Origin of the sequence: Bradyrhizobium sp. 613_E4_N2_2 (assembly GCF_052075995.1) — a bacterium.
In the GTDB taxonomy this organism is placed as follows: Bacteria; Pseudomonadota; Alphaproteobacteria; order Rhizobiales; family Xanthobacteraceae; genus Bradyrhizobium; species Bradyrhizobium barranii.
This window is the reverse complement of record NZ_CP197234.1, coordinates 7,689,097-7,711,688: the sequence shown is the minus strand read 5'-3', so window position 1 is coordinate 7,711,688 and position 22,592 is coordinate 7,689,097. Positions and strand designations below refer to the sequence as shown.

Genomic DNA, 22,592 nt, shown 5'->3' with positions numbered 1-22,592 from the left:
GGTCGCTTGAGATGCGACTAGAACCCATCAAAGCGTCAGCACAAGGCAAGCGCGTTGACGGCCCGCGTCGTCGCGATCTCGTTCTCGTTCCCGACGTACTGGCAAACGATGGATTCGAGTTCGCCCGGCTGGTTGCGGCGTGCGACCGCCAGCAGTCGCATCAATTCCGCCTCGTCCTGCGACAGGCGCCGGCACGAGGGCGGCATGAAGCACAGTTCGCACGGCCGGCCGCTGCGCAGGATCCTGACGAGCGCAGCAGCGCGCGCCACCAGCAGCGGACTGTCGGCGATGCCCGGCGCCTCGTCGGCGAAGCGATAGGCCGCTTCCCAGCAATCGGAGGCGCCGGTCGTATAGGCCGCTCCGATGAATCGGAACAGCGACAGCGCAACGCGGGAAAATTCATCGTAGCTCTCGACGCAGGGATGCGCCGCAAGCGCGGCCTGGAGCGGACAGAGCCGCGGCTGGCCGGCTGTTTCGACTGGCGCAGAACCGCACGTATCGTGGAGCATGAACGATCCCGTCAGTGCAGCGTGGGACTTCCGACCAGCCAGCTCTTCATTGCCATCGTCCGGTCATGGTCGAAAGACTGAACGTGTCGGTCGGGCAGGATGAGGCCGGCCATGCGGAAGATCGTTGCAAGCCCCCGCACGGGCGCGAGAGCCCAATCGGCACCGACCGGCGGCAACCAGCTCTCGAACTGCTCGCGCGCGACGTCGATGCGTTCCTGTTGTGCCGCGGCGATCGCCCGCAAGATTCCGTGCTCGCTGTCCGACATCTTCGGACAGGTCGGACAATGAACTTCGATGGCCGTATGCGCCGTGCACGCGAAGATCTCGATGATGGATTCTAGCGACGGCACGGCGTCGCCCACGCGAAAGTGGTCGTACACTTGCTGGATATCGGCCGCAGTCGGAACGGCGCTTCCGCTGCGTGCCTTGGCCCGAAATCCCCAGATGAAAAGCCGCTCCGCCGCGCACAGCGCAGGAAGGTCGAGGGACTTGCCATATGTCGATTGATGCATTGAGCCTCTGGCCTTCTGTGCAGCTCACGCCACAGCTGGCGCTGATGATCTGCGCCGATCGTTCCGCCAGAGCCGACCGCAAGTCAACGCTCGCAGCGGCGATATCGAGGTCTTCTAGATCTAAAGAGCCGGGATCCCGGATGCAGCCAAGCCTCGCCAGCCTGCCAAGTCGCACGCCGCGCGCCGGCTGCCTCCAACGCAATTTCGTGGGGATTTGGGGAACCCGAATGCTTAAAGCTTCGCTAAGGGGTGCGGGATAAACTGGCATATCAGCCCTTCCAATTCTTGCGAGCTCCGATGTTTTTCTCCCGCATCAGTTTCAAGCTAGTCCTGATTGTCGGCATCAGCCTCCTCGGCATGATCGCTCTGGCGCCGATCGCGCTCTCGACCCTGCGTGCGCAGATGATTGCCGACCGCCAGGCCAAGACGCAGCACATGGTCGATGTCGGCTACGGCATCCTGGCGCACTATCAGAAGCTCGAGAGCGAGGGGAAGTTGCCGCGCGAGCAGGCGCAGGCCGCCGCGATCACAACGATCAAGAGCCTGCGTTATGACAAGGTCGAGTATTTCTGGATCAACGACATGGCCCCCAAGATGGTCATGCACCCGATCAAGCCCGAGCTCGACGGCAAGGATCTCTCCGGCATGAAGGACCCCGCCGGCAACGCGCTGTTCATGGGCTTCGTTGACGTCGTCAACAAGCAGGGCGCCGGCTTCTACAGCTATCTCTGGCCGAAGCCGGGCTTCGAGCAGCCGGTCGGAAAAATCTCCTATGTGAAGGGCTTTGCGCCCTGGGGATGGATCATCGGCACCGGCATTTATCTCGACGACGTCGACGCCGTTTTCCGCCAGAACGCGACGACATTCGCCTACATTTGTCTGGCCGTCCTGGTCCTGGTGCTGGCCTGCTCCTTCGTGATCGGCCGCAGCGTGACCCGGCCGCTCGCGAAAATCACCGCGCTGACCGAGCGACTCGCCGCCGGCGACAGCGCGTTCGAGGTGCCCTACACCGGCCGCAGCGACGAGGTCGGCGGGCTCGCCAAGGCGCTTGCCGTGTTCAAGGACAATGCGTCGGCGGTGAGCCGCATGCATACCGAGCAGCAGGAGACGAAGCAGAGGGCCGACGACGAGAAACGCAAGACGATGGGCGATCTCGCCGGCAAGTTCGAGGCGAGCGTTCAGGCCGTCGTCCGCGACGTCTTCACCGAGGCGCGCGCGATGCAGCAGGCCGCGCAAGGCATGTCGGAGACCGCGAACAAGGCGACCGACCGCGCAAGCTTCGTCGCGACCGCCTGCCAGCAGGCGTCGAGCAATGTGCAGACGGTGGCGTCCGCCGCCGGGCAGCTGTCGTCCTCGATCACCGAGATCAGCCAGCGTGTCGCGCAGGCTGCAAGCGTGGCCGACAAGGCGGCCGCGGACGGTCAGCGCACCAACGACACCGTGCAGGGGCTGGCCGCCGCCGCGCACAAGATCGGCGAGGTCATCGACCTCATCAACCAGATCGCCTCGCAGACCAACCTGCTCGCGCTCAACGCCACCATCGAAGCGGCGCGCGCCGGCGAGGCCGGCAGGGGATTTGCCGTGGTCGCGAGCGAGGTGAAATCGCTGGCGAGCCAGACCGCGAAGGCGACCGACGAGATCGGCGCGCAGATCACCGCGATCCAGGCCGAGACCAACCAGGTCGTCGGCAACATCGAGAGCATCCGCAAGACCATCATGGAGGTCAACGAGATCTCCTCGTCGATCGCCGCCGCGGTCGAGGAGCAGGGCGCCGCGACGCAGGCGATCGCCCACAGTGTGCAGGAGGCGGCGTCCGGCACCGACCAGGTCTCGCAGAACATCTCCGGTGTCACCGACGCCACGGCGGAAACGGGCCAGGCCGCGGGCCTCGTGCTGCAATCGAGCGGCCGGCTGTCGCAGAAGCTGCAATCACTGGAGAACGAGGTCAGCACCTTCGTTGCGGGCGTGCGGGCCGCCTGACATCGCGCTCATACTATCTGCCGTGGCGCGGATTATGCGCCTCGTCGCCGCGCGCGCCGGCAACTGATATTCCGGCCCGCGGGACCGGCTATTGCGACGGGCGTTCTCGCCCTTGACGAGCGCGGTTAAAGTGAAGAAGCAGGATCATCGAACCTGCCGACCCGCGCCTCGGCCCGCGGGCATGGAGACGCCGCATGTCGTTCAAGAAACTCCTGATCGCCAACCGTGGCGAGATCGCCATCCGCATCGCGCGCGCGGCGGCCGATGCCGGCATCGCGACGGTCGCGATCCATCCGGCCGATGACGCGCTGTCGCTGCACGCGCGTGTTGCCGACGGGGCGGTCGAAATCCCCGGCCGCGGCGCACGGGCCTATCTCGATATCGAAGCGGCGGTGAAGGCGGCGAAGAGCGCCGGCTGCGACGCGGTGCATCCCGGTTATGGCTTCCTCAGCGAGAATGCCGCGTTCGCCAAGGCCTGCGCGGATGCGGGCATCGCCTTCGTCGGGCCGAAGCCGGCCGCGCTTGAACTGTTCGGCGACAAGGTCGCGGCGCGGCAACTGGCGAAGCGTTGCGGCGTGCCGATCATCGCCGGCACCAGCGGGCCCTCGTCGCTGGAGGAGATCACGGCATTCTTCGAATCCCTCGGCAAGGGCGCGGCGATCGTGATCAAGGCGATGGCCGGTGGCGGCGGCCGCGGCATGCGCGTCGTGGAGAATGCCGCCGATCTCGCGGAAGCCTATGCGCGCTGCCAATCCGAGGCCAAGGCGGCGTTCGGGTTCGACGGCGTCTATGCCGAGCGCCTGATCCGCCAGGCCCGCCACATCGAGGTGCAGATCATCGGCGATCGCCACGGCGCGATCTCCCATCTCTGGGAGCGCGAATGCACCATCCAGCGCAGGCACCAGAAGCTGATCGAGGTGGCGCCGAGCCCGTCGCTCAGTGACGCCTTGCGCGGCCGCATCATCGAAGCTGCGAAGCAGCTCGCGACCGCTGCGTCTTACGACAATCTCGGCACCTTCGAGTTCCTGGTCGACGGCACGGCCGAGGACAGCTTTGCCTTCATCGAGGCCAATCCGCGGCTTCAGGTCGAGCATACCGTGACGGAGGAAGTGCTCGGCCTCGACCTCGTCCGCGCCCAGCTCGCGGTCGCCGCCGGCGCAACATTGGCATCCCTTGATCTGGCACAGGGCGCCATCCCAAAGCCGCGTGGCTATGCCATGCAGCTCCGCGTCAACATGGAGACGCTGGACGAGCTGGGGGCGACGCATCCGACCGGCGGCGTGCTCGCCGTGTTCGAGCCGCCGTCGGGGCCCGGCGTCCGCGTCGATAGTTTTGGTTATGCCGGCTATAAAACCAGCGCGGCGTTCGACTCCCTGCTGGCCAAGGTCATCGTGCACACGCCGGGCGAAGCCTGGCACGACGTCGTGGCAAAAGCCTCGCGCGCCTTGCGCGAGTTCAGGATCGACGGCGTCGTGACCAACATCGCCTTCCTCCAAGCCGTGCTCGCACATCCCGATTTCAGGACTAACCGCATCGCGACCGATTTCATCGATCGCAACATCGCAAAGCTGGTCGAGGCGGCCGATGGCGCGGCAAAGCCGCTCTATTTTGCCGCGACCGAGCGAAGCGGCCATGGCGCGGAGACGCACGTCGCGCAGATCGTGCCCGAAGGCGCGGTGATGGTCGCTGCGCCCTTGCAGGGAACCATCGTCATCATCCAGGTGAAGGAAGGCGAGATCGTGCGCCCGGGCCAGCAGCTCGCCGTGATCGAATCCATGAAGATGGAGCATCTGGTCATGGCCGAGCAGGGCGGCCGCGTCATGAAGCTCGTCGCCGGCGATGGCGTGACCCTGATGCATGGCGAACCAATCATGTATCTGGAGCCGCTCGACGTCGCGGCCGATGCGTCGGCAGCGGAGGCCGATGTCGATCTCGACCACATCCGCCCTGATCTCGCCGAGATGATCGCGCGCCAGGCCAATACGCTCGATGCGAACCGGCCGGCCTCGGTCGAGCGCCGCCGCAACACCAACCAGCGCACAGCGCGCGAGAACGTCGCGCAGCTCGTCGACGACGGCTCGTTCATGGAATATGGCAGCCTTGCGATCGCAGCGCAGCGACGCCGCCGCAAGCTCGACGATCTCATCAAGAGCACACCGGCCGACGGCCTCGTGATGGGTGTTGCGACGGTGAATGCCGAGAAGTTCGGCGCCGAGGGCGGCCGCTGCATCGTCGTGGCCTACGACTACACCGTGCTCGCGGGCACGCAGGGCCACATGAACCACAAGAAGATCGACCGCATGCTGACGCTGGCGGAAGACTGGCGTGTGCCCTTGGTGTTTTACGCCGAAGGCGGCGGCGGCCGGCCCGGCGACACCGACCGACTCGGCATGACCGGCCTCGACGGCCCGTCCTTCGTGCAGTTCGCACGGCTCTCCGGCCTCGTGCCGGTTATCGGCGTGGTCTCCGGCTACTGCTTTGCCGGCAACGCCGCGATGCTCGGCTGCTGCGATGTCATCATCGCTACCAGGAACGCCTCGATCGGCATGGGCGGTCCGGCGATGATCGAAGGCGGCGGTCTCGGCGTCTATCATCCGGCCGAGGTCGGCCCTGTTACGTTCCAGTCGCCGAATGGCGTCATCGACATCCTGGTCGAGGACGAGGAGGAGGCGACGCGGGTGGCTCAAAAATACCTGTCCTACTTCCAGGGTGCGGTGACGGAGTGGCAAGCGGCCGACCAGCGCCTGCTTCGCCGCGCCATCCCGGAGAACCGCCTGCGGGTCTACGATATCCGCAGCGTCATCGATCTCGTCGCGGACAAGGATTCCGTGCTGGAGTTGCGCCGCGACTACGGCGTTGGCATGATCACCGCGCTGATCCGCATCGAGGGCAAGCCGTTCGGACTGATCGCCAACAATCCGCGCCATCTCGGCGGCGCGATCGATGCCGACGCCGGCGACAAGGCCGCGCGCTTCCTCCAGCTCTGCGACGCCTTCGATCTGCCGATCGTCTCGCTCTGCGATACGCCCGGCTTCATGGTCGGTCCGGAGGCCGAGAAGACCGCGATCGTGCGCCACGTCTCGCGCATGTTCGTCACCGGCGCGAGCCTTACCGTACCGCTGTTCGGCATCGTGCTGCGCAAGGGCTATGGTCTCGGCGCGCAGTCGATGATCGGCGGCGGCTTCCACGCCTCCTTCTTCACCGCGGCCTGGCCGACCGGCGAATTCGGCGGCATGGGCCTGGAGGGGTATGTCCGCCTCGGCTTCCGCAAGGAGATGGAGGCGATCGCCGACCCCGAGGAGCGCGAGACCTATTATCGGAACAAGGTCGCCGAGCTCTATGCCAACGGCAAGGCGGTCTCGATCGCCTCGGTGTTCGAGATCGACAACGTCATCGACCCCGCCGAGACGCGGCGCTGGATCATGGCGGGCGTGCGCTCGGTGCCGAGGCCGCCCGCGAGGACGAAGAAGAAGCGACCCTGCATCGATACGTGGTGAGCGCAGTGCAGCAATAGCTGCGTCCCGGTTCCCGATTGACATCCCCGCCTGTGCTGCCAGACTTTGCACAATAATGCAGGGTGGAGACGTCCGCGATGGCCAGCCTTTCGGCCTCGAACCATGTCGCCCGTGTCTTGTCCGTCGCCAATCACGTGGCCGACGTCGATGCCTCTTCGCGCATCGCCAATTCCTGGCGGCGCTGCCTGGTGAGCCACAAGCTCGACCCCGCCCGCCAGGGCCCGCCGCAGACGCTCACCGAAGCCGAGATTCGCCACGTCGCCGGGCCCATGGAGGAGACGATCAGGCTCGTGACCCCCGAGCTCGACGATCTCGCCCGCGTGCTGCGCGACGCCGGCTACTGCGTCAATCTCGCTGACGTGAACGCGACCATGCTGTTCAGCCGCCTGCCGGCCGAAGCCGACGCAAAGATGTTTCTGGACTGGAAGATCTACACCGGCTCGAATTTCGCCGAGACCTTCGAGGGCACCAACGGGCTCGGCACTGCGCTTGCCGAAGAGAAGCCCATCCTGGTGCATCGCGACGAGCATTTTCGCGCGCAGTGGCACATGTTCTCCTGCGCCGTGGCGCCACTGTTCGATCAGGCCGGCCGGCTCGCCGGTGCCGTGAACATCACCTCGTGCCGCGAGGATCTCGAACGCGCCGGGCATCAGCTCGCGCTCGCGGTGACGATGGAGGCGACGCGGCGGATGGAGGGCGCGATCTTCCGCGGCCATTTCCACAACGCCTGGATCGCCACCGTGCCGGGCGACGGCGGCAGCGGCCTGCTTGCCTATGACGACGATCGCCGCATCGTCGGCGCCTGCCGTTCGGCGCGCGCGCTGCTGGGCCTCACAGACGGCTTGATCGCATCGGGCATCGATCTGTCGCGCTATATCAAGTTCGATCATCACGCGGCGCGTGGTGCGGACGAGGTCGTCGAACTGCGCCGCGCCGACGGCAGCGCGCTCGGGCAGGGACATGTCGCGCCGCCGCTGCGGGCGAGGCCGTCCACTCAGCGTCGTGACGTTCCCGTCGATCGTTTCAATTCGCTGCATCGGCTCGCAGGTCGCGATCCCGGCCTGATCAAAAGCGTCAAACGGCTGAGAAGCATCGGCGACCACAATCTGCCGGTGCTGCTGCATGGCGAGACCGGCGTCGGCAAGGATGTGTTCGCGCGCGCCATTCACGCGGCGAGCAACCGCGCCCGCAACCATTATGTCGCGCTGAACTGTGCGGCGATGCCGGAGAGCCTGATCGACGCCGAGCTGTTCGGCTATGAGGCCGGCGCCTTCACCGGCGCGCGCCGCGACGGCTCGAAGGGTCTGATCGTGCAGGCCGACGGCGGCACGCTGTTTCTCGACGAGATCGGCGACATGCCGATCGCGCTGCAGACGCGCCTCTTGCGCGTGCTCGAAAACCGCGAGGTCTGGCCGCTCGGCGCGCTCAAGCCGGTGCCGGTCGACATCCGCCTGATCAGCGCGACCCATCGCGACCTCGGCCGCATGGCGGAGGAGGGCGCCTTCCGCGCCGATCTCTACTTCCGGCTGCGCGGCATGGACGTGCGACTGCCGGCGTTGCGCGAGCGCGCCGACAGAGACGATATCATCCGCCAGATCGCGCGCGAGGAGGCGCCGGATTGCCGCCTGTCGGACGAGGCCTGGGCGTTGCTCTCGGCCTATCCCTATCCCGGCAACATGCGCCAGCTGCGCCACGTGCTGCGGCTTGCCGGCTGCACCGCGGAGGACGGCGTCATCATGGATGCCGATCTCGATCTGCCTCCGTTCGGTGGGTGGACGGCAGAGCCCGATCTCGCAACGGCCGAGCGCGCGACGATCGTCGAGGCGCTACGCAAGCATGGCGGCCGCGTGACGGAAGCTGCCCGCGCGCTGAAGCTGAGCCGCGCCACCCTGTACCGCAAGATCAAGCAGTTGAAGATCGAGACGGCGCAGTAGCGTTCAGTCGCATGCGGCGTTCTTTCTTCCTCTCTCCCCTTGTGGGCCTGTTGCGTAATTCGTCAATTGTGATTCCCTAGGGCAAAGCCTTGGAGGGTAGCGATGGCGGTCAAGCGGACGGGACAGCCGAGCTTTGTGGAAGCGCTGATGCCGAAGGGAGCCGGCGCCAATGCGGCGCTGGATCGGCTGGCTGGCCTGGTCAAGTGGTACCGGTTCGAGAAGCTGATCGGCCATTTGCGGGATGAAGGGGGGCCCGGTCGACCAGGCTATCCGGTGCTGGTGCTGTTTCGTGCTGTGCTGTTGCAGTCGCTGTATGGTCTTTCGGAGCGCGAACTCGAGGAAGCGCTGGGCGACCGGTTGTCGTTCAAGCGCTTCGTCGGTTTGAGCCTTGAGGATGCGACGCCCGACCACACGGTCCTGAACCGCTTCCGGAACCAGCTCGTTGAACAAGGCCTGCTGGAGAAGCTGTTTGGCGAACTGGATCGTCAGCTTGAGAATGCCGGCGTGATCCTCAAGCGCGGCACGATGCTGGATGCGACCTTGATCCAGGCAGTCTCGGCTCCGCCCAAGGAGGATCGCCCCTCAAACGATCCTGATGCCCGGTTTGCCAAACGGCAGGGCAAAAGCGGCTCGACCTTCGGCTACAAGGCCCATGTCGGTGTCGACGAAGGATCCGGCTTGATCCGCGCGGTGTTGACCACACCCGCTAACGTCAACGATACGACACCGGCGGACGCTTTGATCCGCGGCGATGAAGCCGTGGTCTGGGCCGATGCGGCTTACGACACCCATGCCCGACGGGCCCGGCTGAAGGCGGAAGGCAAGAAGCCCCGCATCGCTCGTCGGCCCAACAGACATCACCCGGAACTGCCGCCCAGGCTCAAACGCTACAACCTCCTCATCGCGCGTCGACGAGCCCAGGTCGAGACCACCTTCGCTACTCTCAAACGCCGCATGCGGCTGACCTGCATCCGCTACGTCGGTCTGATCAAGGCGACCGGGCAAGTCCTGCTCGCCTCGATCGCCTTCAACATGAGGCGGTGGGCCACGATCGCCGCGTGAGCTGCCCGCTCAGGGCGACAACTACAGATCTTGCCAGGCAATTGCCGGGACCAGGGCACTCGCTCCTGACGTCTTCAGCCTCAAGAGCCGATAACGCAACAGGCCCCTTGTGGGAGAGGGTGGATCGCCGCGTAGCGGCGAGACGGGTGAGGGGTCTGCCTCCGCGATTACTCCCTTTCGAGTTTGCGGAGACATACCCCTCATCCGGCGCTTCGCGCCACCTTCTCCCACAAGGGGAGAAGGGAAAACAGCAAGCGAGAAGCTTACGAAAAATCGCTCCAGCTCAGATGCCGCGAATCGAGGTCGCCGACTGAAACGGTGCCGCGGATTTCGTGAGGGACGTGGAAGCTGCTGCGCAGATACACCAGCGGCGCGGCCTCGTCGGAATGCGTGACGCCACGCACCTCGCCGACGAAGATCGAATGCGTCTTGGTCTCGAATTCCTGCGCCAGCACGCAGTCGAATGCGGCGACCGCATCCGTCAGCACCGGTGCGCCGGTCACCCCGCGCGTCCATTGCCCGAACGCAAATCGGTCGTCGCCGTTGACGCCCTTCTGGCCGCTGAAGGTGAGCGCGAGCACGGCGTGGTCCTCGTGCAAGAAGTTGATCGCGAAGGCGCCTTCCTCGCGGATTCGCGCATGTGCGCTGGCGTTACGGTTGACGCAGACGATCAGGGACGGCGGATTGTCCGATAGCGAGCAGGCTGATGTCACAGTCAGCCCGGTGCGCTTGCCGTGCTCGGCGCCAACCGTGACCAGCGCAACCGCGCCGGCGCATTGGCGCATTGCCAGTTTGAAATCCTTTGCGTCGACGCTCACGCCGAAATCTCCGAAACGGGGCGGGTGCGACACGATTGCGCCGCACCCGCCGCGCGTCAAGCGGCCTTCTTCGCGGAGCCGAGATGCTTCAGGCGCGGCATCACCTCTTTGCTGAGCAGCGAGAGCGAATGGCGCCAGGCCTCCGGCTTGTGCTTGTAGTCGAAGCCGAACACCAATAGCACGCCGAAGCCGCCGACCTCGTCGTAGATCTTCTCGATCTTCTCGGCGACGGTTGCGGGTGAGCCGACGATCCAGTTCCGCTTGGCGCAATATTCGACGGTGACGTCGCTGTCGGGCACGTCGGGCGCGTGCTTCAGATAGTCCTTGAAGCCGAAATGGCCGAGCAGGGGCAGGAAGTACTCGCCCATCATCCGGCCCATCATGTCACCGGTCGAGAGCTTCCACGCCTCTTCGTCGGTGTCGGCGACGAACACCTCGCGTACGAGGCGCCAGTCCGCCCGGTTCGGCTTGCGTCCGGTCTTGGCGGCGCCGATCTCGACCGAGTCCCAATGGCTGCCGACATAGGCAGGGTTGAGGTTGAGGCTCATTGGAATGAAGCCGCGCTCGCCGGCGAGCTTCAGCGTGTCCGAGTTCTTAGAGAGCCCGGCAACGCCGATCGGCGGATGCGGGGCCTGGAGCGGCTTGATGTGGGGCTTGAGGAAGTCGAACATCGTGTCCGGCTTGGTCACCGTCCAGAACTTGCCCTTGTAGGTGAAGGGCGCGGGATCGGACCACAGCTTCAGGATGATCTCCAGCGCCTCGCGGGTCATGTCGCGGTTCTGTCCGCTCATGCCGTCGACGTTGAACATCGCCCAGTCGCTCGGCAGGCCGCTAGCGGCGACGCCGAAATTGAGTCGACCCTCGGAGAGATGGTCGAGCATTGCGACGCGGTTGGCGAGCTCGGCCGGATGGTGATAGGGCAGCAGGAAGCCGCCCGGCCCGATGCGGATATTCTTGGTCTGCATCAGCGCCTGCGCGATCAGGAGGTCCGGCGTGGGATTGGGTTCCCAGGGCGCGGTGTGGTGCTCGCCGACCCAGGCCTCCTGATAGCCGAGCTCATCGAGCCAGCGCATGACTTGCAGGTCCCAGTCGTTTCCTTCCTTCAAGCCGCACTCCGGCGGGTGCGAAGGCATCGTGAAATAGCCGATCTCCATGGGTTTCCTCATCTGATGTTGACGCGTCTTGTTGCGCGTTCCCGGACTTGAACAGGACAGCTTTAGCAAGCGGTGTGCCACCGCATCGCAAGCGGTGTGCCAGCGCGGCGAGCGCCTCAGACCCGCGAAAAATCGCTGGTTTGAGGCGGCAATAGCCGATATCCCGGGGCGGATTTGCGCGCCGTCGTCTCATTGTCGCGAGACGGCGTCTTGGCCGTGAGACTAAGGATACGTGTTGAGATGACCGAACCCGCCTATGTCGCGGTGGACTGGGGCACCAGTAGCTTCCGCCTCTGGCTGATCGACCGTGCCGGCAAGGTGCTGGCTGAACGTCGCAGCGATGAGGGCATGCTGGCCGCGGCCAAGGCCGGCTTTGCCGGCGTGCTGCAGTCGCATCTCACAGCTGTCGAGGCCCCGGCCCAGCTGCCGGTGCTTGTCTGCGGTATGGCCGGCGCCAAGACCGGCTGGGTCGAGGCCGGCTATGTTGACACACCTGCGCCGCTCTCTGCCGTGCTGAAGCAGGCCGCGCTTGTGCCCGGCGAGACGCGCGATATTCGCATCCTGCCCGGGATCGCGCAGCGCGATACCAGGGCGCCGGACGTGATGCGCGGCGAGGAGACGCAGCTGCTCGGTGCACTCGGTCTCGGGGCCCCTGGCGAAGCGCTGGTCTGCATGCCCGGCACGCATTCGAAATGGGTGCGCGTGAAGGACGGCACGGTCGTGCATTTCTCCACCTTCATGACCGGCGAGCTCTTCAGCGTGGTCTCGCGCGAGACGATCTTGTCACTCGCGGTCGCCGGTGCCGATGACGCCGAGGATGTCGCGAGCTTCAAGGCGGCCGTGAAAGCCGCGTATGAAGCGCCGGCCTTCGCGGCCAACCTTTTGTTCACAGCGCGGTCGCGGCAGCTCCTGTTCGGCGGCACGCCGGCCGCCGCGCGCGAGACGCTGTCGGGCACGTTGATCGGCGTCGAGCTGGCGGCAGGGCTCTCCGGCACGGTGCCGAAAGCGGGCATCACGCTGATTGCCTCCGGGCGGCTCGCGATGCTGTACCGGCTGGCCTTCGATGCGCTGTCGGTCACCGTGCAGCCGATCGATGCCGATGAAGCCGTTCGCCGCGGCCTGTCGATGGCCGCTGCCGCGATCTGGACGAAATGAGAGGAATCTTGAGATGAGCGTTCCCTTTCCGCCGATGAAGCGTCCGCTGGTCGCGATCCTGCGTGGTGTGAAGCCCGAGGAGACCGAGGCGATCGTCGGCGTGCTGATCGAGGCCGGCATGACCGCGATCGAGATCCCCCTGAATTCACCGGAGCCGTTCCGCTCGATCGCGATTGCCGCGAAGCTCGCGCCGGCCAGCGTCCTGATCGGCGCCGGCACGGTCTTGACCGCCGCAGATGTCGATCGTCTCAATGACGTCGGCGGCAAGTTGATGGTCTCGCCGAATGTGGATACGCAGGTGCTCACGCGTGCACATCAGTACGCCATGGTGACGTTGCCGGGCGTGTTCTCGCCGACCGAGGCGCTGCTCGCGGCGCGCTCCGGAGCATCGGGCCTGAAATTCTTTCCGGCCAGCGTGCTCGGTGCGTCCGGTATTGCCGCGATCCGCGCCGTGCTGCCGGCGGGCGTGATGATCGCCGCCGTCGGCGGCGTCTCCGACCAGAATTTTGCCGAGTACATGAAGGGCGGCGTGACCGCGTTCGGGCTCGGCTCCAGCCTCTACAAGCCCGGCATGACGGCCGCCGATGTCGCCGCTCGCGCAAAGGTGACAATCGCGGCCTATGATCGGGCGATTGTGAAAGACTGACCCAGCAATAAACAAGCCGTGATCCCGTCATAGCCGCGCTTTATCCTATCTTGCTGCACCAGCGAGATCAGGAGACCGACATGGCGATCAACAACGTAGCCGATCTGTTCGTGGCAACGCTCGAGCAGGCCGGCGTCAAGCGCATCTACGGCATCGTCGGCGACAGTCTGAACGGTCTCACCGAGGCGCTGCGCCGCCGCGGCACCATCGAATGGATTCATGTCCGCCACGAGGAGGTGGCGGCCTTCGCGGCTGCCGGCGAAGCCGAGATGACCGGAAGCCTTGCGGTGTGCGCAGGCTCCTGCGGCCCGGGCAATCTGCATCTGATCAACGGGCTGTTCGACGCGCATCGCAGCCGTGTTCCCGTGCTCGCGATCGCCGCGCAGATCCCCTCGGCGGAGATCGGCGGCGGCTATTTCCAGGAAACCCATCCGCAAAACCTGTTCAGGGAGTGCAGCCATTATTGCGAGCTGGTGTCGGATGCGAGCCAGCTGCCTTACGTGATCGAGAACGCCATTCGTGCGGCGGTCGGCCTGCGCGGCGTCGCGGTTATCGCGATGCCCGGCGACATCGCGTTCCGCAGCCCGCCCAAGCGCGCGCTGTCGACGACGCGCGGGCTCGCGCTGTCGGCGCCGAAGGTTGTGCCGCAGGCCGACGAGCTGAAGGCGCTCGCGGACCTCCTGAACGGCGCCGAGCGCATCACCCTGTTCTGTGGCCGCGGCTGCGCCGGCGCGCATGCGCCGCTGATGCAGCTGGCCGAAGCACTGAAGAGCCCGATCGTGCATGCGCTCGGCGGCAAGGAGCATGTCGAGTACGATAACCCCTACGACGTCGGCATGACCGGCTTCATCGGTTTCTCCTCAGGCTATGCCGCCATGCACGCCTGCGACGCGCTGGTGATGCTCGGCACCGATTTCCCTTACAAGCAGTTCTTCCCCACCGATGCGCAGGTCGCGCAGATCGACATCCGCCCGGAAAATCTGGGACGGCGCTGCAAGATCGATCTCGGCCTCGTCGGCGACGTCAAGCTGACCATCGAGGCGCTGCTGCCGCTGCTCAAGACCAAGACCCAGCGGAGGCATCTCGACGACGCCATCGCGCATTACAAGAAGGCGCGCGAAGGGCTCGACTCGCTTGCGAAGGGGACACCGGGCAGCAAACCGATCCATCCGCAATATCTGGCAAAAGTCATCAGCGACCATGCCTCCGACGACGCCGTCTTCACCGCCGATGTCGGCACGCCCACGGTGTGGGCCGCGCGCTATCTCGACATGAACGGCCGCCGCCGGCTGATCGGCTCGTTCGTGCACGGCTCGATGGCCAACGCGATGCCGCAGGCGATCGGCGCGCAGGCCTCGCAGCCCGGCCGCCAGATCATCTCGCTTTCCGGTGACGGCGGCTTCACCATGCTGATGGGTGACCTGATCACGCTGACCCAGATGAAGCTGCCGGTGAAAATCGTGGTCTTCAACAACGGCGTGCTCGGCTTCGTTGCGCTGGAGATGAAGGCGGCCGGGTTCGTCGACACCAATGTCGATCTTGAGAATCCTGATTTCGCGGCGATGGCGCGCGCGATGGGCATTTTCGCCAAACGCGTCGAGGACCCCGGCGAGCTTCCGGGCGCCGTGAAGGAGATGCTGGCGCATGACGGACCCGCGCTGCTCGACGTCGTCACGGCGAAGCAGGAGCTGTCGATGCCGCCGACCATCACGCCCGAGCAGATCAAGGGTTTCAGCCTCTGGGTGTTGCGCGCCGTGATGAACGGGCGCGGCGACGAGGTGCTGGATCTCGCTAAAACAAATCTGCTACCGCGCTAGCCCCGCTTCACCGAAGGCGCGGGCAGCCGCTCGTGGCGGTGCTGGAAGCGCTGCCAGTGCAGCACGATGCCGATCAGCAGGGCCGGCACGAAGCCGAGTGCGATCAGGAAATACGGCAGCTGCGTCGGCGAGATGAATGCAATGGCGATATCGGAGATCAGCCAGAGCGCTGCGAACATCACCGCGAAATCGGTGCGCGGGCAGCGCAAATAATAGAACACGGCGGTGATGACGATGGCGGGCCCGATCGCGATGCCGATCATCACCGCGGTCAGCTCCTTCGGCGTCAGCGCGTCGAGCACCATCGACGCCAGCAGCCAGAGCGCGGCGAACATGGCGATGATGTCGAGCGGATGCCGCAATCCAATACCTCTCGCAGGAACCGCGCTATCGTTGTGGCCGGAACTCCGGTCGTCAAGGGAAAATACGCCTATTCCTCGTCACTTCCGGGCGTTGGCCGCAGCATGAAATGGCCGAAAGCGGTGGCGATCGGCTTGTTCGCATCGTCCTGCCAGGCCCGCGCCTCGAAGGCGACGATACGCCGGCCCTGTTTCACGATCGAGACATTGGCGACGGTATCGAGGGCGCGTCCGGAACGCAGATAGTTGACGGTGAGTCCGATCGGCTTGGGCAGCGCGGCGATGCCGAGCTCGCGCCTCACGCCGAGGATCGCGGAGGTCTCGAGGAAAGCACCGGTCACGCCGCCATGGATCGCGGGCAGGATCGGATTGCCGATGATCTGCGGCGAGAACGGCATCGTCAGCGTGCCGTCGTTATTGACGCGAATGCCGAGGCAGCGCGCGAACGGGCTGTTGGCGAACGGGCCGTCCGGATCGTCGGGCGCCTCCAGCGTCGGGATGCTGCGCGAGTCCATCCTGCGGTCCGCGAGCATGTTGGTGCGATTGGCGCCGATCATGAAGCAGGCGGTCGCGGTTGCAACCGGATCGTCCTCGGAGTCCTGATAGGCGGTGGAGCGCACGAAGGCGATCGAGCGCGTGGTGCGGTAGCAGACCGAATGCGCCTTGATGTCGAGGCCCGGTGTCGCCGGCTTCTGATAATCGATGCGCAGATCCAGGGTTGCGATCGCGCGCGTGCCGTCGAGCGCAAGTTGCACCGCCATGCCGCAGCTCTCGTCCAGCATCGCGGTGACGACGCCGCCATGCAGCACGCCGGTCTCGGTGTCGCCGACGAAGACCGGACGATAGGGCAGGCTGGACCAGGCCTCGGCGGGGGCGAAGCGGTCGAGCTGGAGCCCGCTGATATGGCCGTAGTCGGAGCGGCGGCCCTTGATCGCCTCGGCGAGATCCTCGAACGGCAGCGTGGTGGGTGAAGTGGACATGACGACGTTCTAGACCAGGTCGGGCGCCGCGCAAAACCCCGAAAGGGGCTCATCAGGCAGGTTCGCAGGCTGGTCTGCCTGGGCCGGTTTGGCCTCGACATGGTGTGCCGAAGCAACGATGGTGGGCGCTTCGTCCGTCGACTAGCCCTAAGGAGTGCCCATGGCCGACCCCGAAACACCCGCCACCAATCAGGGGCCCGTGACCATTTCGAGCTCCAGCTCGGAACGGGCACCGATCATCTATTTCGACGGCGCATCCTGCTTCGGACACCACAACGGCGCGATCCAGATCGAGCTCGCCGCGAACCTGCTGATGCCGGTCGGTGCCGCCGTCAGGGTCGACGTGGTCCAGACCGCGCACTTGCGTTGCAGCGTGGCCGCAGCGCTGGCGCTGCGCGAGGCCCTCGACAAGGCGCTGGCGATGTACAGGCAGGGTCAGCAGCAGCCGGCGGAGGTGATCCCGACGGTGAAGAATTGAGATCGCGGGCGATCGCTTTTGAATGCGATCGCAATCTCTCAGCCCACATGCACCTTCGGCTTCTTGCCGCCGTTCCACTTGCCGTCGAGCGCGCGCTCGATCTGGGCGGCGAGCTGCAGGAGCAGGCCGTCATTGGCCTGCTTGGCGATGGCCTGGATGCCGAGCGGCAGGCCGTGGTCTTGCTCTGCCATCGGCATCGAGATCGCCGGCATGCCGCAGAGATTGGCGAGCGGCGTGAAGGCGAAGAAGCGCCAGAGATTGCCGAACCAGTCGAGGACGTCAGGATTTTCGGAGATGGTGAGATATTCCCTGGTGCCGACCTTCGGCGTCGGCAACGCGGTGATCGGCGTCAGGATCACGTCCCACTGCTCGAAGAACGCGCCGAAGCCGCGTGACGTGGTGTTGAACACGCCTTGCATCTTCGCCCGCTCGGCGAAGCTCGTGTGCCGACCGGCTTCCCAGATCCTGATGTTCATGGGCTCGATCAGATCTTCCGGTGGCTTTTCCATCCCGCGTGCGGCGAGCATGTTGGAGATCACCACGGCAAAATTGCTGATGTAGCAGGTGGTCTGCGCCGCGAACGCGGCGCGGAAGTCGAGTTCGGGCAGCGCGTATTCGACGTGATGGCCGAGGCCTTCAAGGAAGCGGCCGGTTTTCTCCAGCTCGGCGGCGATCTCCGGCGTCGCAGTGTAGTCGCCCCAGGTGTGCGACAGCGCGATGCGAAGCTTTGACGGGTCGCGCTTGATCATCTCGGAATAGGGCTGCGCCGTGGTCCAGAACGGCATGAACTCGCCGGGCGCAGGCCCGCGCGCGTGATCGACGAAGGCAGCGGTGTCGCGCACCGAGCGCGACTGGCAGCCCTGGATCGAGACGAGACCGGTGAGGTCGGACATGTGCGGGGCCAGCGAGAACACGCCGCGCGACACCTTCAGCCCGATATTGCCGTTGACGCCGGCGGGAATGCGGATCGAGCCGCCGCCGTCGGTCGCATGCGCGATCGGGACGACGCCGGCCGCGACCATCGCCGCGCTGCCCGCGGACGAGCCGCAGGTGGTGTAGTCGGTATTCCAGGGATTGCGCGTCACGTAGACGGCGGGATTGTCGGCCGAGCTGCACACGCCGAATTCCGGCGTCGTGGTGCGTCCGATCAGGTTGAGGCCTGCCTGACGGAATTTACCGGTGAGGAACGTATCGGCCGCGGCGCGATTGCCGCGCATCAGCAGCGAGCCCATCTCCTGCAGCCGGCCCTTCATGGTCGGTCCGAGGTCCTTCATCAGGAAGGGCAGGCCGGCGAACGGGCCGGCAAGATTGGCTCCGTCCTTGGCCGGATCGGCGATCACGTCCTCGAACAGCTCGACCACGCCCGACAGTGCCGGATTGACCTTGGCCACGCCCGCGGCGGCCTGGCGCGCCAGTTCCTTCGCCGTCAGCTCGCCCTTGCGGACGCGCGCTGCCAGTCCGACGCCATCGTGCTGCGCCCATTCGTTCCAGCTCATCGGCAAAGTCATGAAGTCAAAATCCCCGTGGGTAGCGGCGTCACCTTTTTCGCAAGGGCCCGCGTGAATCAACTGAGCCGGCGCGAAGGGCAGGGTTGCGCCGGGCGGAGAGGTCGCCGCGTCATTAAGACAGCCTTGCGATCACCGCAACCGGGCCGCCGCCCGCCGGCCCCTGATGCTCGGCACCACCGGAGACATAGACCGCGCCGGTGCCGGCGAGGCCGGCGATCAGGCCGCCGACGGCCGCGCGGGCGTGGCGCGTCGAGCTGATGTCGGTATCTTCGAGCATGGTGTGGCGGAAGCCGCGCACGCTGCCATCAGGCGAGGCCTCGGCCTTGGCGAAGATGTTGACGAGCTCGCGGCCCTCGGTGGCTAGCGGCGCGACGCCAAGCCCAACACCAAGGCCAACACCAAGCCCGACGCTGTTCAACGCCGACACCACCGCCGGGGCATCGATCGCATCGTTCATCACGGCGTGGCCGATCTCGAACTCGCCTGCTGAAGACGCCGAGTTGCCGAGCACGATGATGACGTTGTGCATCAGCTCGATCCCGGACGAGGTGGACGCAACCGACGAGAACAGATCGTAGCGCCGCAGCACGTCGTCGTCGCCAACATCGGAAGCGATCTCGTCGAGCGCGACCGCGACCCCAAGCGCGGAGGCGCCGCGCGAATAGGCCATTGAGCTGTAGGCGCTGGTCGTGGCCGTCTTGTTGCCGCGCGCGTTTGCTGTTTCGACGCGGTCGCTGGTGAGCAGCGGGCATTTGATCTGCACGAAATGGACGTCGGCGGGATCGGTGATGCCGGCATCCGCCATCGCGGCAGTCACCGCCTTGGCCGTTTCCATGATCTGTGCGGAGCGGCCGATCTCTTCGGGGAGGAAGTCCCGCGTGTGCGCCATGCCGATGCTCAAGCGCTTGCCGGACATGCCTGCCGGGCGCTCAGCCTGGCGCCGCGTGAACACCGTGATATGCGGGCTGAGCACGCCTTCGGTGCCGCCCGATATCACGAAGGCGATGCGCTGCTCGACCGCCTCTGGCGAAAGGCCGAGTTCTGGCGCCAGCGCGGTGCACAACGCAGCAACGGCATATTCCCGCGTAAAATCGTTGACGCCGCCATTGCCTTCGGTCTTGCCGAGGATGGCCAAAATCGTTGTCGGGTCGATCGCGCCGGAGCCGATCATGGCCATGAGGCCGGAGACGTCGCCGGGGCCCTTGGTGGCGACCCTGAAGACGCCGACCGATGCTGTCCGCATTGCAGTCCTCGTGTGGAGTTCGGTGGTCCGGCGGATGAACCAGCCGTGGAACGGAGGCGCATGTCAAGGCACAAGCGGGGGTGCAGGCACCCACGAATGTGGCGAGATCGCATCCGGTTCAACAAAAAAATCCTCTGTCGACGGTTGCGCGCCGCACCTTGATGAATCAACCTCGGTTGGTCCATAAGCGGCGTCCCGCTGCCGGTGGTTCGCCCCCGCGTCGCGTGCTTGGATAGAGGGATTCTCGCGTGGCAAATATCAACCAGAAAATTGCGCAGGAGCTTGGGGTACGGGCGGAGCAGGTCGAGGCGACGGTGACGTTGCTCGACGGCGGCGCCACGGTTCCCTTCATCGCCCGCTACCGCAAGGAAGCGACCGGTGCGCTCGACGACGCGCAATTGCGCACCCTGGAGGAGCGCCTGGGCTATCTGCGCGAGCTCGAAGACCGCCGCAAAGCCATCCTCGAATCGGTCCGCGAGCAGGGCAAGCTCGATGCGGCGCTGGAAGCCTCCATTCTCGCCGCCGACAGCAAGGCGCGCCTGGAAGACATCTATCTGCCGTTCAAGCCGAAGCGCCGCACCAAGGCCGAGATCGCCAAGGAAGCCGGTCTCGAGCCGCTGGCCAATCAGCTGATGGCAGAGCCGGGCAACGATCCGAAGGTCGTGGCCGAAACTTTCATCAACGCCGAGAAGGGCGTTGCCGATGCCGCTGCCGCGCTCGATGGCGCCCGCGCCATCCTGGTCGAGCGCTTCGACGAAGACGCCGACCTGATCGGTGCTTTGCGCGAAGAGATGTGGACCAACGCGCGCATGGCCTCCAAGGTGCGCGAGGGCAAGAAGACCGAGGGCGAAAAGTTCGCCGACTATTTCGAGTTCTCCGAGCCGCTGACGAAGCTCCCGTCGCACCGCATCCTCGCGATGTTCCGCGGCGAGAAGGAGGAAATCCTCGACCTTCAGATGCAGGCCGAAGCCGAAGCGTCGCCGCCGGGCGTGCCGAGCGCTTATGAATTGAAGATCATGAAGCGGTTCGGCATCGCCGACCTCAAGCGCGCCGGCGACCGCTGGCTGATCGACACCGTGCGCTGGGCCTGGCGCACCAAGATCCAGGTGCATCTCAACATCGACCTGCGCATGCGGCTGTGGAATGCCGCCGAGACCGAGGCCGTGCGCGTGTTCGCTTCCAATTTGCGCGACCTGCTGCTCGCGGCACCCGCCGGCACCCGTGTCACCATGGGCCTCGATCCGGGCTACCGCACCGGCGTCAAGGTCGCCGTCACCGACGCGACCGGCAAGGTGGTCGATACTGCCGTGATCTATCCGCACGAGCCGCAGCGGCAGTGGAACGAGGCGCTTGCGATCCTCGGCAAGCTTGCGCTGAAGCATCGTGTCGAGCTGATCGCGATCGGCAACGGCACCGCCTCGCGCGAAACCGACAAGCTCGCAGGCGATCTCGTCAAGGGCCTGGCCGAGCTGAAGATGACCAAGATCGTGGTGTCGGAAGCCGGCGCGTCGGTCTATTCGGCCTCGGCCTTCGCCTCGGAGGAGTTGCCGGGTCTCGACGTCACCCTGCGAGGCGCAGTCTCGATCGCCCGCCGTCTCCAGGACCCGCTCGCCGAGCTCGTCAAGATCGAGCCCAAGGCGATCGGCGTCGGCCAGTACCAGCACGACCTCGGCCAGGCCAAGCTCGCCAAGTCGCTCGATGCCGTGGTCGAGGACTGCGTGAACGCGGTCGGCGTCGACGTCAACACCGCCTCGGCGCCACTTCTGGCCCGCGTGTCGGGTGTCGGCTCCGGCCTGGCCTCGAGCATCGTGGCCCACCGCGACGCCAACGGCCCGTTCAAGTCGCGCAAGGCGCTGAAGGACGTGCCGCGGCTCGGCCCGAAGGCGTTCGAGCAATGCGCCGGCTTCCTGCGCATCCTCGGCGGCGAGGACCCGCTCGATGCGTCCGGCGTGCATCCGGAAGCCTATCCCGTGGTGCGCCGGATTCTCAGCGCCACCAAGAGTGACATCAAGGCGCTGATCGGCAGCAGCGAGATCGTGCGTACGCTGAAGCCGAAAGATTTCGTCGACGAGACCTTTGGTCTGCCGACCGTCACCGACATCCTGCGCGAGCTCGAGAAGCCCGGCCGCGATCCGCGTCCGGCGTTCAAGGCCGCGGTGTTCAAGGAGGGTGTCGAGGAGATCAAGCATCTCCAGAAGGGCATGATCCTCGAGGGGACCGTGACCAACGTTGCCGCCTTCGGCGCCTTCGTCGATATCGGCGTGCACCAGGACGGCCTGGTTCACATCTCGGCGATGTCCAGGAACTACATCAAGGATCCGCGCGAGGTGGTGAAGCCCGGAGACATCGTCAAGGTGAAGGTGCTGGACTTCGAAGTCGCCCGCAAGCGCATCTCGCTGACATTGCGCCTCGACGACGAGGTCGGCGCCAAGAAGGACGCGCCCGGCATGCAGCGGGACAACAGCTCGCGAAACCCCGCGCGCATGACGTCGTCGGCCCCGCGCAACCAGGAATCCTCCGGCGGCGGCGCCCTCGCGGAGGCCATGCGCCGGGCGGCCGAGAGGAACGGCGGCAAGCGGGCGTGATACTTTAACCTCTCCCCGCTCTTGCGGGGAGAGGTCGGATCGCGCTAGCGATCCAGGTGAGGCAAGGCATGCGGCTGACCGGATCAAAGGCCCCTCCGGCTCGTAACTTGACGGTGCACGGGACAAGCGTTGCGATCACTTTTTAGATCACCTTGGCGGGACGCAGCCTCTCACCCCACCCTCTCCCCGTCAGAACGGGGTGAGGGAGCGAAAGAGCGTTCGTCCCTAACACCTGCGTCAGAATCTGGCGCGTTTGTAAGTTGAAGGTGCCTGTCCCTTCCTCTCATCTGATCCTCCTCGCGCGGCAGAAAGATCGCCGCGCAGCACGGAGGATGCT

General features: G+C 65.7%; 17 protein-coding genes. 9 read left to right on the top strand and 8 right to left on the bottom strand.

The features are described from left to right. Positions 1-35: 35 nt before the first annotated feature. Both AB7290_RS36435 and AB7290_RS36430 read right to left on the bottom strand, forming a co-directional pair. The gene (locus AB7290_RS36435) at positions 36-509 is read right to left on the bottom strand and encodes a hypothetical protein (RefSeq protein ID WP_085400481.1); all 474 of its coding nucleotides are present in this window, start codon (positions 507-509) and stop codon (positions 36-38) included. Between the two features lie 11 nt (positions 510-520). Next, complete coding sequence (locus tag AB7290_RS36430; RefSeq protein ID WP_244623207.1) at positions 521-871, bottom strand: hypothetical protein; 351 nt, start codon at positions 869-871, stop codon at positions 521-523. Between the two features lie 447 nt (positions 872-1,318). Here AB7290_RS36430 and AB7290_RS36425 point away from each other — a divergent pair, with 447 nt between their 5' ends. From AB7290_RS36425 to AB7290_RS36410, 4 genes are all read left to right on the top strand, one after another. Then, positions 1,319-3,001, top strand: coding sequence for a methyl-accepting chemotaxis protein (locus AB7290_RS36425; RefSeq protein ID WP_085400483.1), 1,683 nt, complete (start codon positions 1,319-1,321; stop codon positions 2,999-3,001). Positions 3,002-3,195: 194 nt separating this feature from the next. After that, positions 3,196-6,498 (top strand): acetyl-CoA carboxylase family protein, encoded by a 3,303-nt coding sequence (locus AB7290_RS36420; protein ID WP_085400485.1) that lies wholly within the window; start codon positions 3,196-3,198, stop codon positions 6,496-6,498. Between the two features lie 95 nt (positions 6,499-6,593). Then, positions 6,594-8,450 (top strand): sigma-54-dependent Fis family transcriptional regulator, encoded by a 1,857-nt coding sequence (locus tag AB7290_RS36415; protein ID WP_085400487.1) that lies wholly within the window; start codon positions 6,594-6,596, stop codon positions 8,448-8,450. Positions 8,451-8,552: 102 nt separating this feature from the next. Further along, on the top strand, positions 8,553-9,512 hold the full coding sequence (locus AB7290_RS36410) for an IS5 family transposase (RefSeq protein WP_085398127.1): 960 nt from the start codon (positions 8,553-8,555) through the stop codon (positions 9,510-9,512). Positions 9,513-9,775: 263 nt separating this feature from the next. Here the strand turns inward: AB7290_RS36410 and AB7290_RS36405 are convergent, their stop codons facing one another. Then, entirely contained in the window at positions 9,776-10,330 is a 555-nt protein-coding gene (locus AB7290_RS36405; RefSeq protein WP_094183977.1) for a flavin reductase family protein, read from the bottom strand. A gap of 56 nt (positions 10,331-10,386) precedes the next feature. Then, positions 10,387-11,484, bottom strand: coding sequence for an LLM class flavin-dependent oxidoreductase (locus tag AB7290_RS36400; RefSeq protein WP_063985464.1), 1,098 nt, complete (start codon positions 11,482-11,484; stop codon positions 10,387-10,389). Between the two features lie 240 nt (positions 11,485-11,724). On the opposite strand from AB7290_RS36400, the gene AB7290_RS36395 reads away from it, so the two are divergent. From AB7290_RS36395 to poxB, 3 genes are all read left to right on the top strand, one after another. After that, the gene (locus tag AB7290_RS36395) at positions 11,725-12,639 is read left to right on the top strand and encodes a 2-dehydro-3-deoxygalactonokinase (protein ID WP_085399798.1); all 915 of its coding nucleotides are present in this window, start codon (positions 11,725-11,727) and stop codon (positions 12,637-12,639) included. A gap of 13 nt (positions 12,640-12,652) precedes the next feature. After that, positions 12,653-13,285, top strand: a complete 633-nt coding sequence (locus tag AB7290_RS36390) for a 2-dehydro-3-deoxy-6-phosphogalactonate aldolase (RefSeq protein WP_085399799.1) — start codon at positions 12,653-12,655, stop codon at positions 13,283-13,285. Positions 13,286-13,365: 80 nt separating this feature from the next. Next, complete coding sequence (gene poxB / locus AB7290_RS36385; protein WP_085399837.1) at positions 13,366-15,102, top strand: ubiquinone-dependent pyruvate dehydrogenase; 1,737 nt, start codon at positions 13,366-13,368, stop codon at positions 15,100-15,102. Here poxB and AB7290_RS36380 read toward each other — a convergent pair. After that, positions 15,099-15,464, bottom strand: a complete 366-nt coding sequence (locus AB7290_RS36380; protein ID WP_038942774.1) for a hypothetical protein — start codon at positions 15,462-15,464, stop codon at positions 15,099-15,101. The genes poxB and AB7290_RS36380 overlap by 4 nt on opposite strands. Before the next feature lie 68 nt (positions 15,465-15,532). After that, complete coding sequence (locus AB7290_RS36375; protein WP_085399800.1) at positions 15,533-16,441, bottom strand: PaaI family thioesterase; 909 nt, start codon at positions 16,439-16,441, stop codon at positions 15,533-15,535. Positions 16,442-16,601: 160 nt separating this feature from the next. Between AB7290_RS36375 and AB7290_RS36370 the strand changes: the two genes are divergently transcribed. Next, positions 16,602-16,919 (top strand): hypothetical protein, encoded by a 318-nt coding sequence (locus AB7290_RS36370; RefSeq protein ID WP_028151536.1) that lies wholly within the window; start codon positions 16,602-16,604, stop codon positions 16,917-16,919. A 38-nt stretch (positions 16,920-16,957) separates the two neighbouring features. Here AB7290_RS36370 and AB7290_RS36365 read toward each other — a convergent pair whose 3' ends face one another. Together AB7290_RS36365 and AB7290_RS36360 are read right to left on the bottom strand one after the other, a co-directional pair. Next, positions 16,958-18,427, bottom strand: coding sequence for an amidase (locus AB7290_RS36365; protein ID WP_167768098.1), 1,470 nt, complete (start codon positions 18,425-18,427; stop codon positions 16,958-16,960). 112 nt (positions 18,428-18,539) lie between these two features. Then, on the bottom strand, positions 18,540-19,670 hold the full coding sequence (locus AB7290_RS36360) for a ring-opening amidohydrolase (protein ID WP_085399802.1): 1,131 nt from the start codon (positions 19,668-19,670) through the stop codon (positions 18,540-18,542). A 248-nt stretch (positions 19,671-19,918) separates the two neighbouring features. Between AB7290_RS36360 and AB7290_RS36355 the strand changes: the two genes are divergently transcribed. Then, a complete protein-coding gene (locus tag AB7290_RS36355) occupies positions 19,919-22,255 on the top strand; it encodes a Tex family protein (RefSeq protein WP_085399803.1) in 2,337 nt (778 codons plus the stop codon). Positions 22,256-22,592: the final 337 nt, after the last annotated feature.

Excerpts from the sequence above, each read along its gene's own strand:
- AB7290_RS36435 (WP_085400481.1), bottom strand. The coding sequence starts at position 509 with ATGCTCCACGATACGTGCGGTTCTGCGCCAGTCGAAACAGCCGGCCAG.
- AB7290_RS36425 (WP_085400483.1), top strand. The coding sequence starts at position 1,319 with ATGTTTTTCTCCCGCATCAGTTTCAAGCTAGTCCTGATTGTCGGCATC.
- AB7290_RS36420 (WP_085400485.1), top strand. The coding sequence starts at position 3,196 with ATGTCGTTCAAGAAACTCCTGATCGCCAACCGTGGCGAGATCGCCATC.
- AB7290_RS36415 (WP_085400487.1), top strand. The coding sequence starts at position 6,594 with ATGGCCAGCCTTTCGGCCTCGAACCATGTCGCCCGTGTCTTGTCCGTC.
- AB7290_RS36410 (WP_085398127.1), top strand. The coding sequence starts at position 8,553 with ATGGCGGTCAAGCGGACGGGACAGCCGAGCTTTGTGGAAGCGCTGATG.
- AB7290_RS36400 (WP_063985464.1), bottom strand. The coding sequence starts at position 11,484 with ATGGAGATCGGCTATTTCACGATGCCTTCGCACCCGCCGGAGTGCGGC.
- AB7290_RS36395 (WP_085399798.1), top strand. The coding sequence starts at position 11,725 with ATGACCGAACCCGCCTATGTCGCGGTGGACTGGGGCACCAGTAGCTTC.
- AB7290_RS36390 (WP_085399799.1), top strand. The coding sequence starts at position 12,653 with ATGAGCGTTCCCTTTCCGCCGATGAAGCGTCCGCTGGTCGCGATCCTG.
- poxB (WP_085399837.1), top strand. The coding sequence starts at position 13,366 with ATGGCGATCAACAACGTAGCCGATCTGTTCGTGGCAACGCTCGAGCAG.
- AB7290_RS36375 (WP_085399800.1), bottom strand. The coding sequence starts at position 16,441 with ATGTCCACTTCACCCACCACGCTGCCGTTCGAGGATCTCGCCGAGGCG.
- AB7290_RS36370 (WP_028151536.1), top strand. The coding sequence starts at position 16,602 with ATGGCCGACCCCGAAACACCCGCCACCAATCAGGGGCCCGTGACCATT.
- AB7290_RS36365 (WP_167768098.1), bottom strand. The coding sequence starts at position 18,427 with ATGACTTTGCCGATGAGCTGGAACGAATGGGCGCAGCACGATGGCGTC.
- AB7290_RS36360 (WP_085399802.1), bottom strand. The coding sequence starts at position 19,670 with ATGCGGACAGCATCGGTCGGCGTCTTCAGGGTCGCCACCAAGGGCCCC.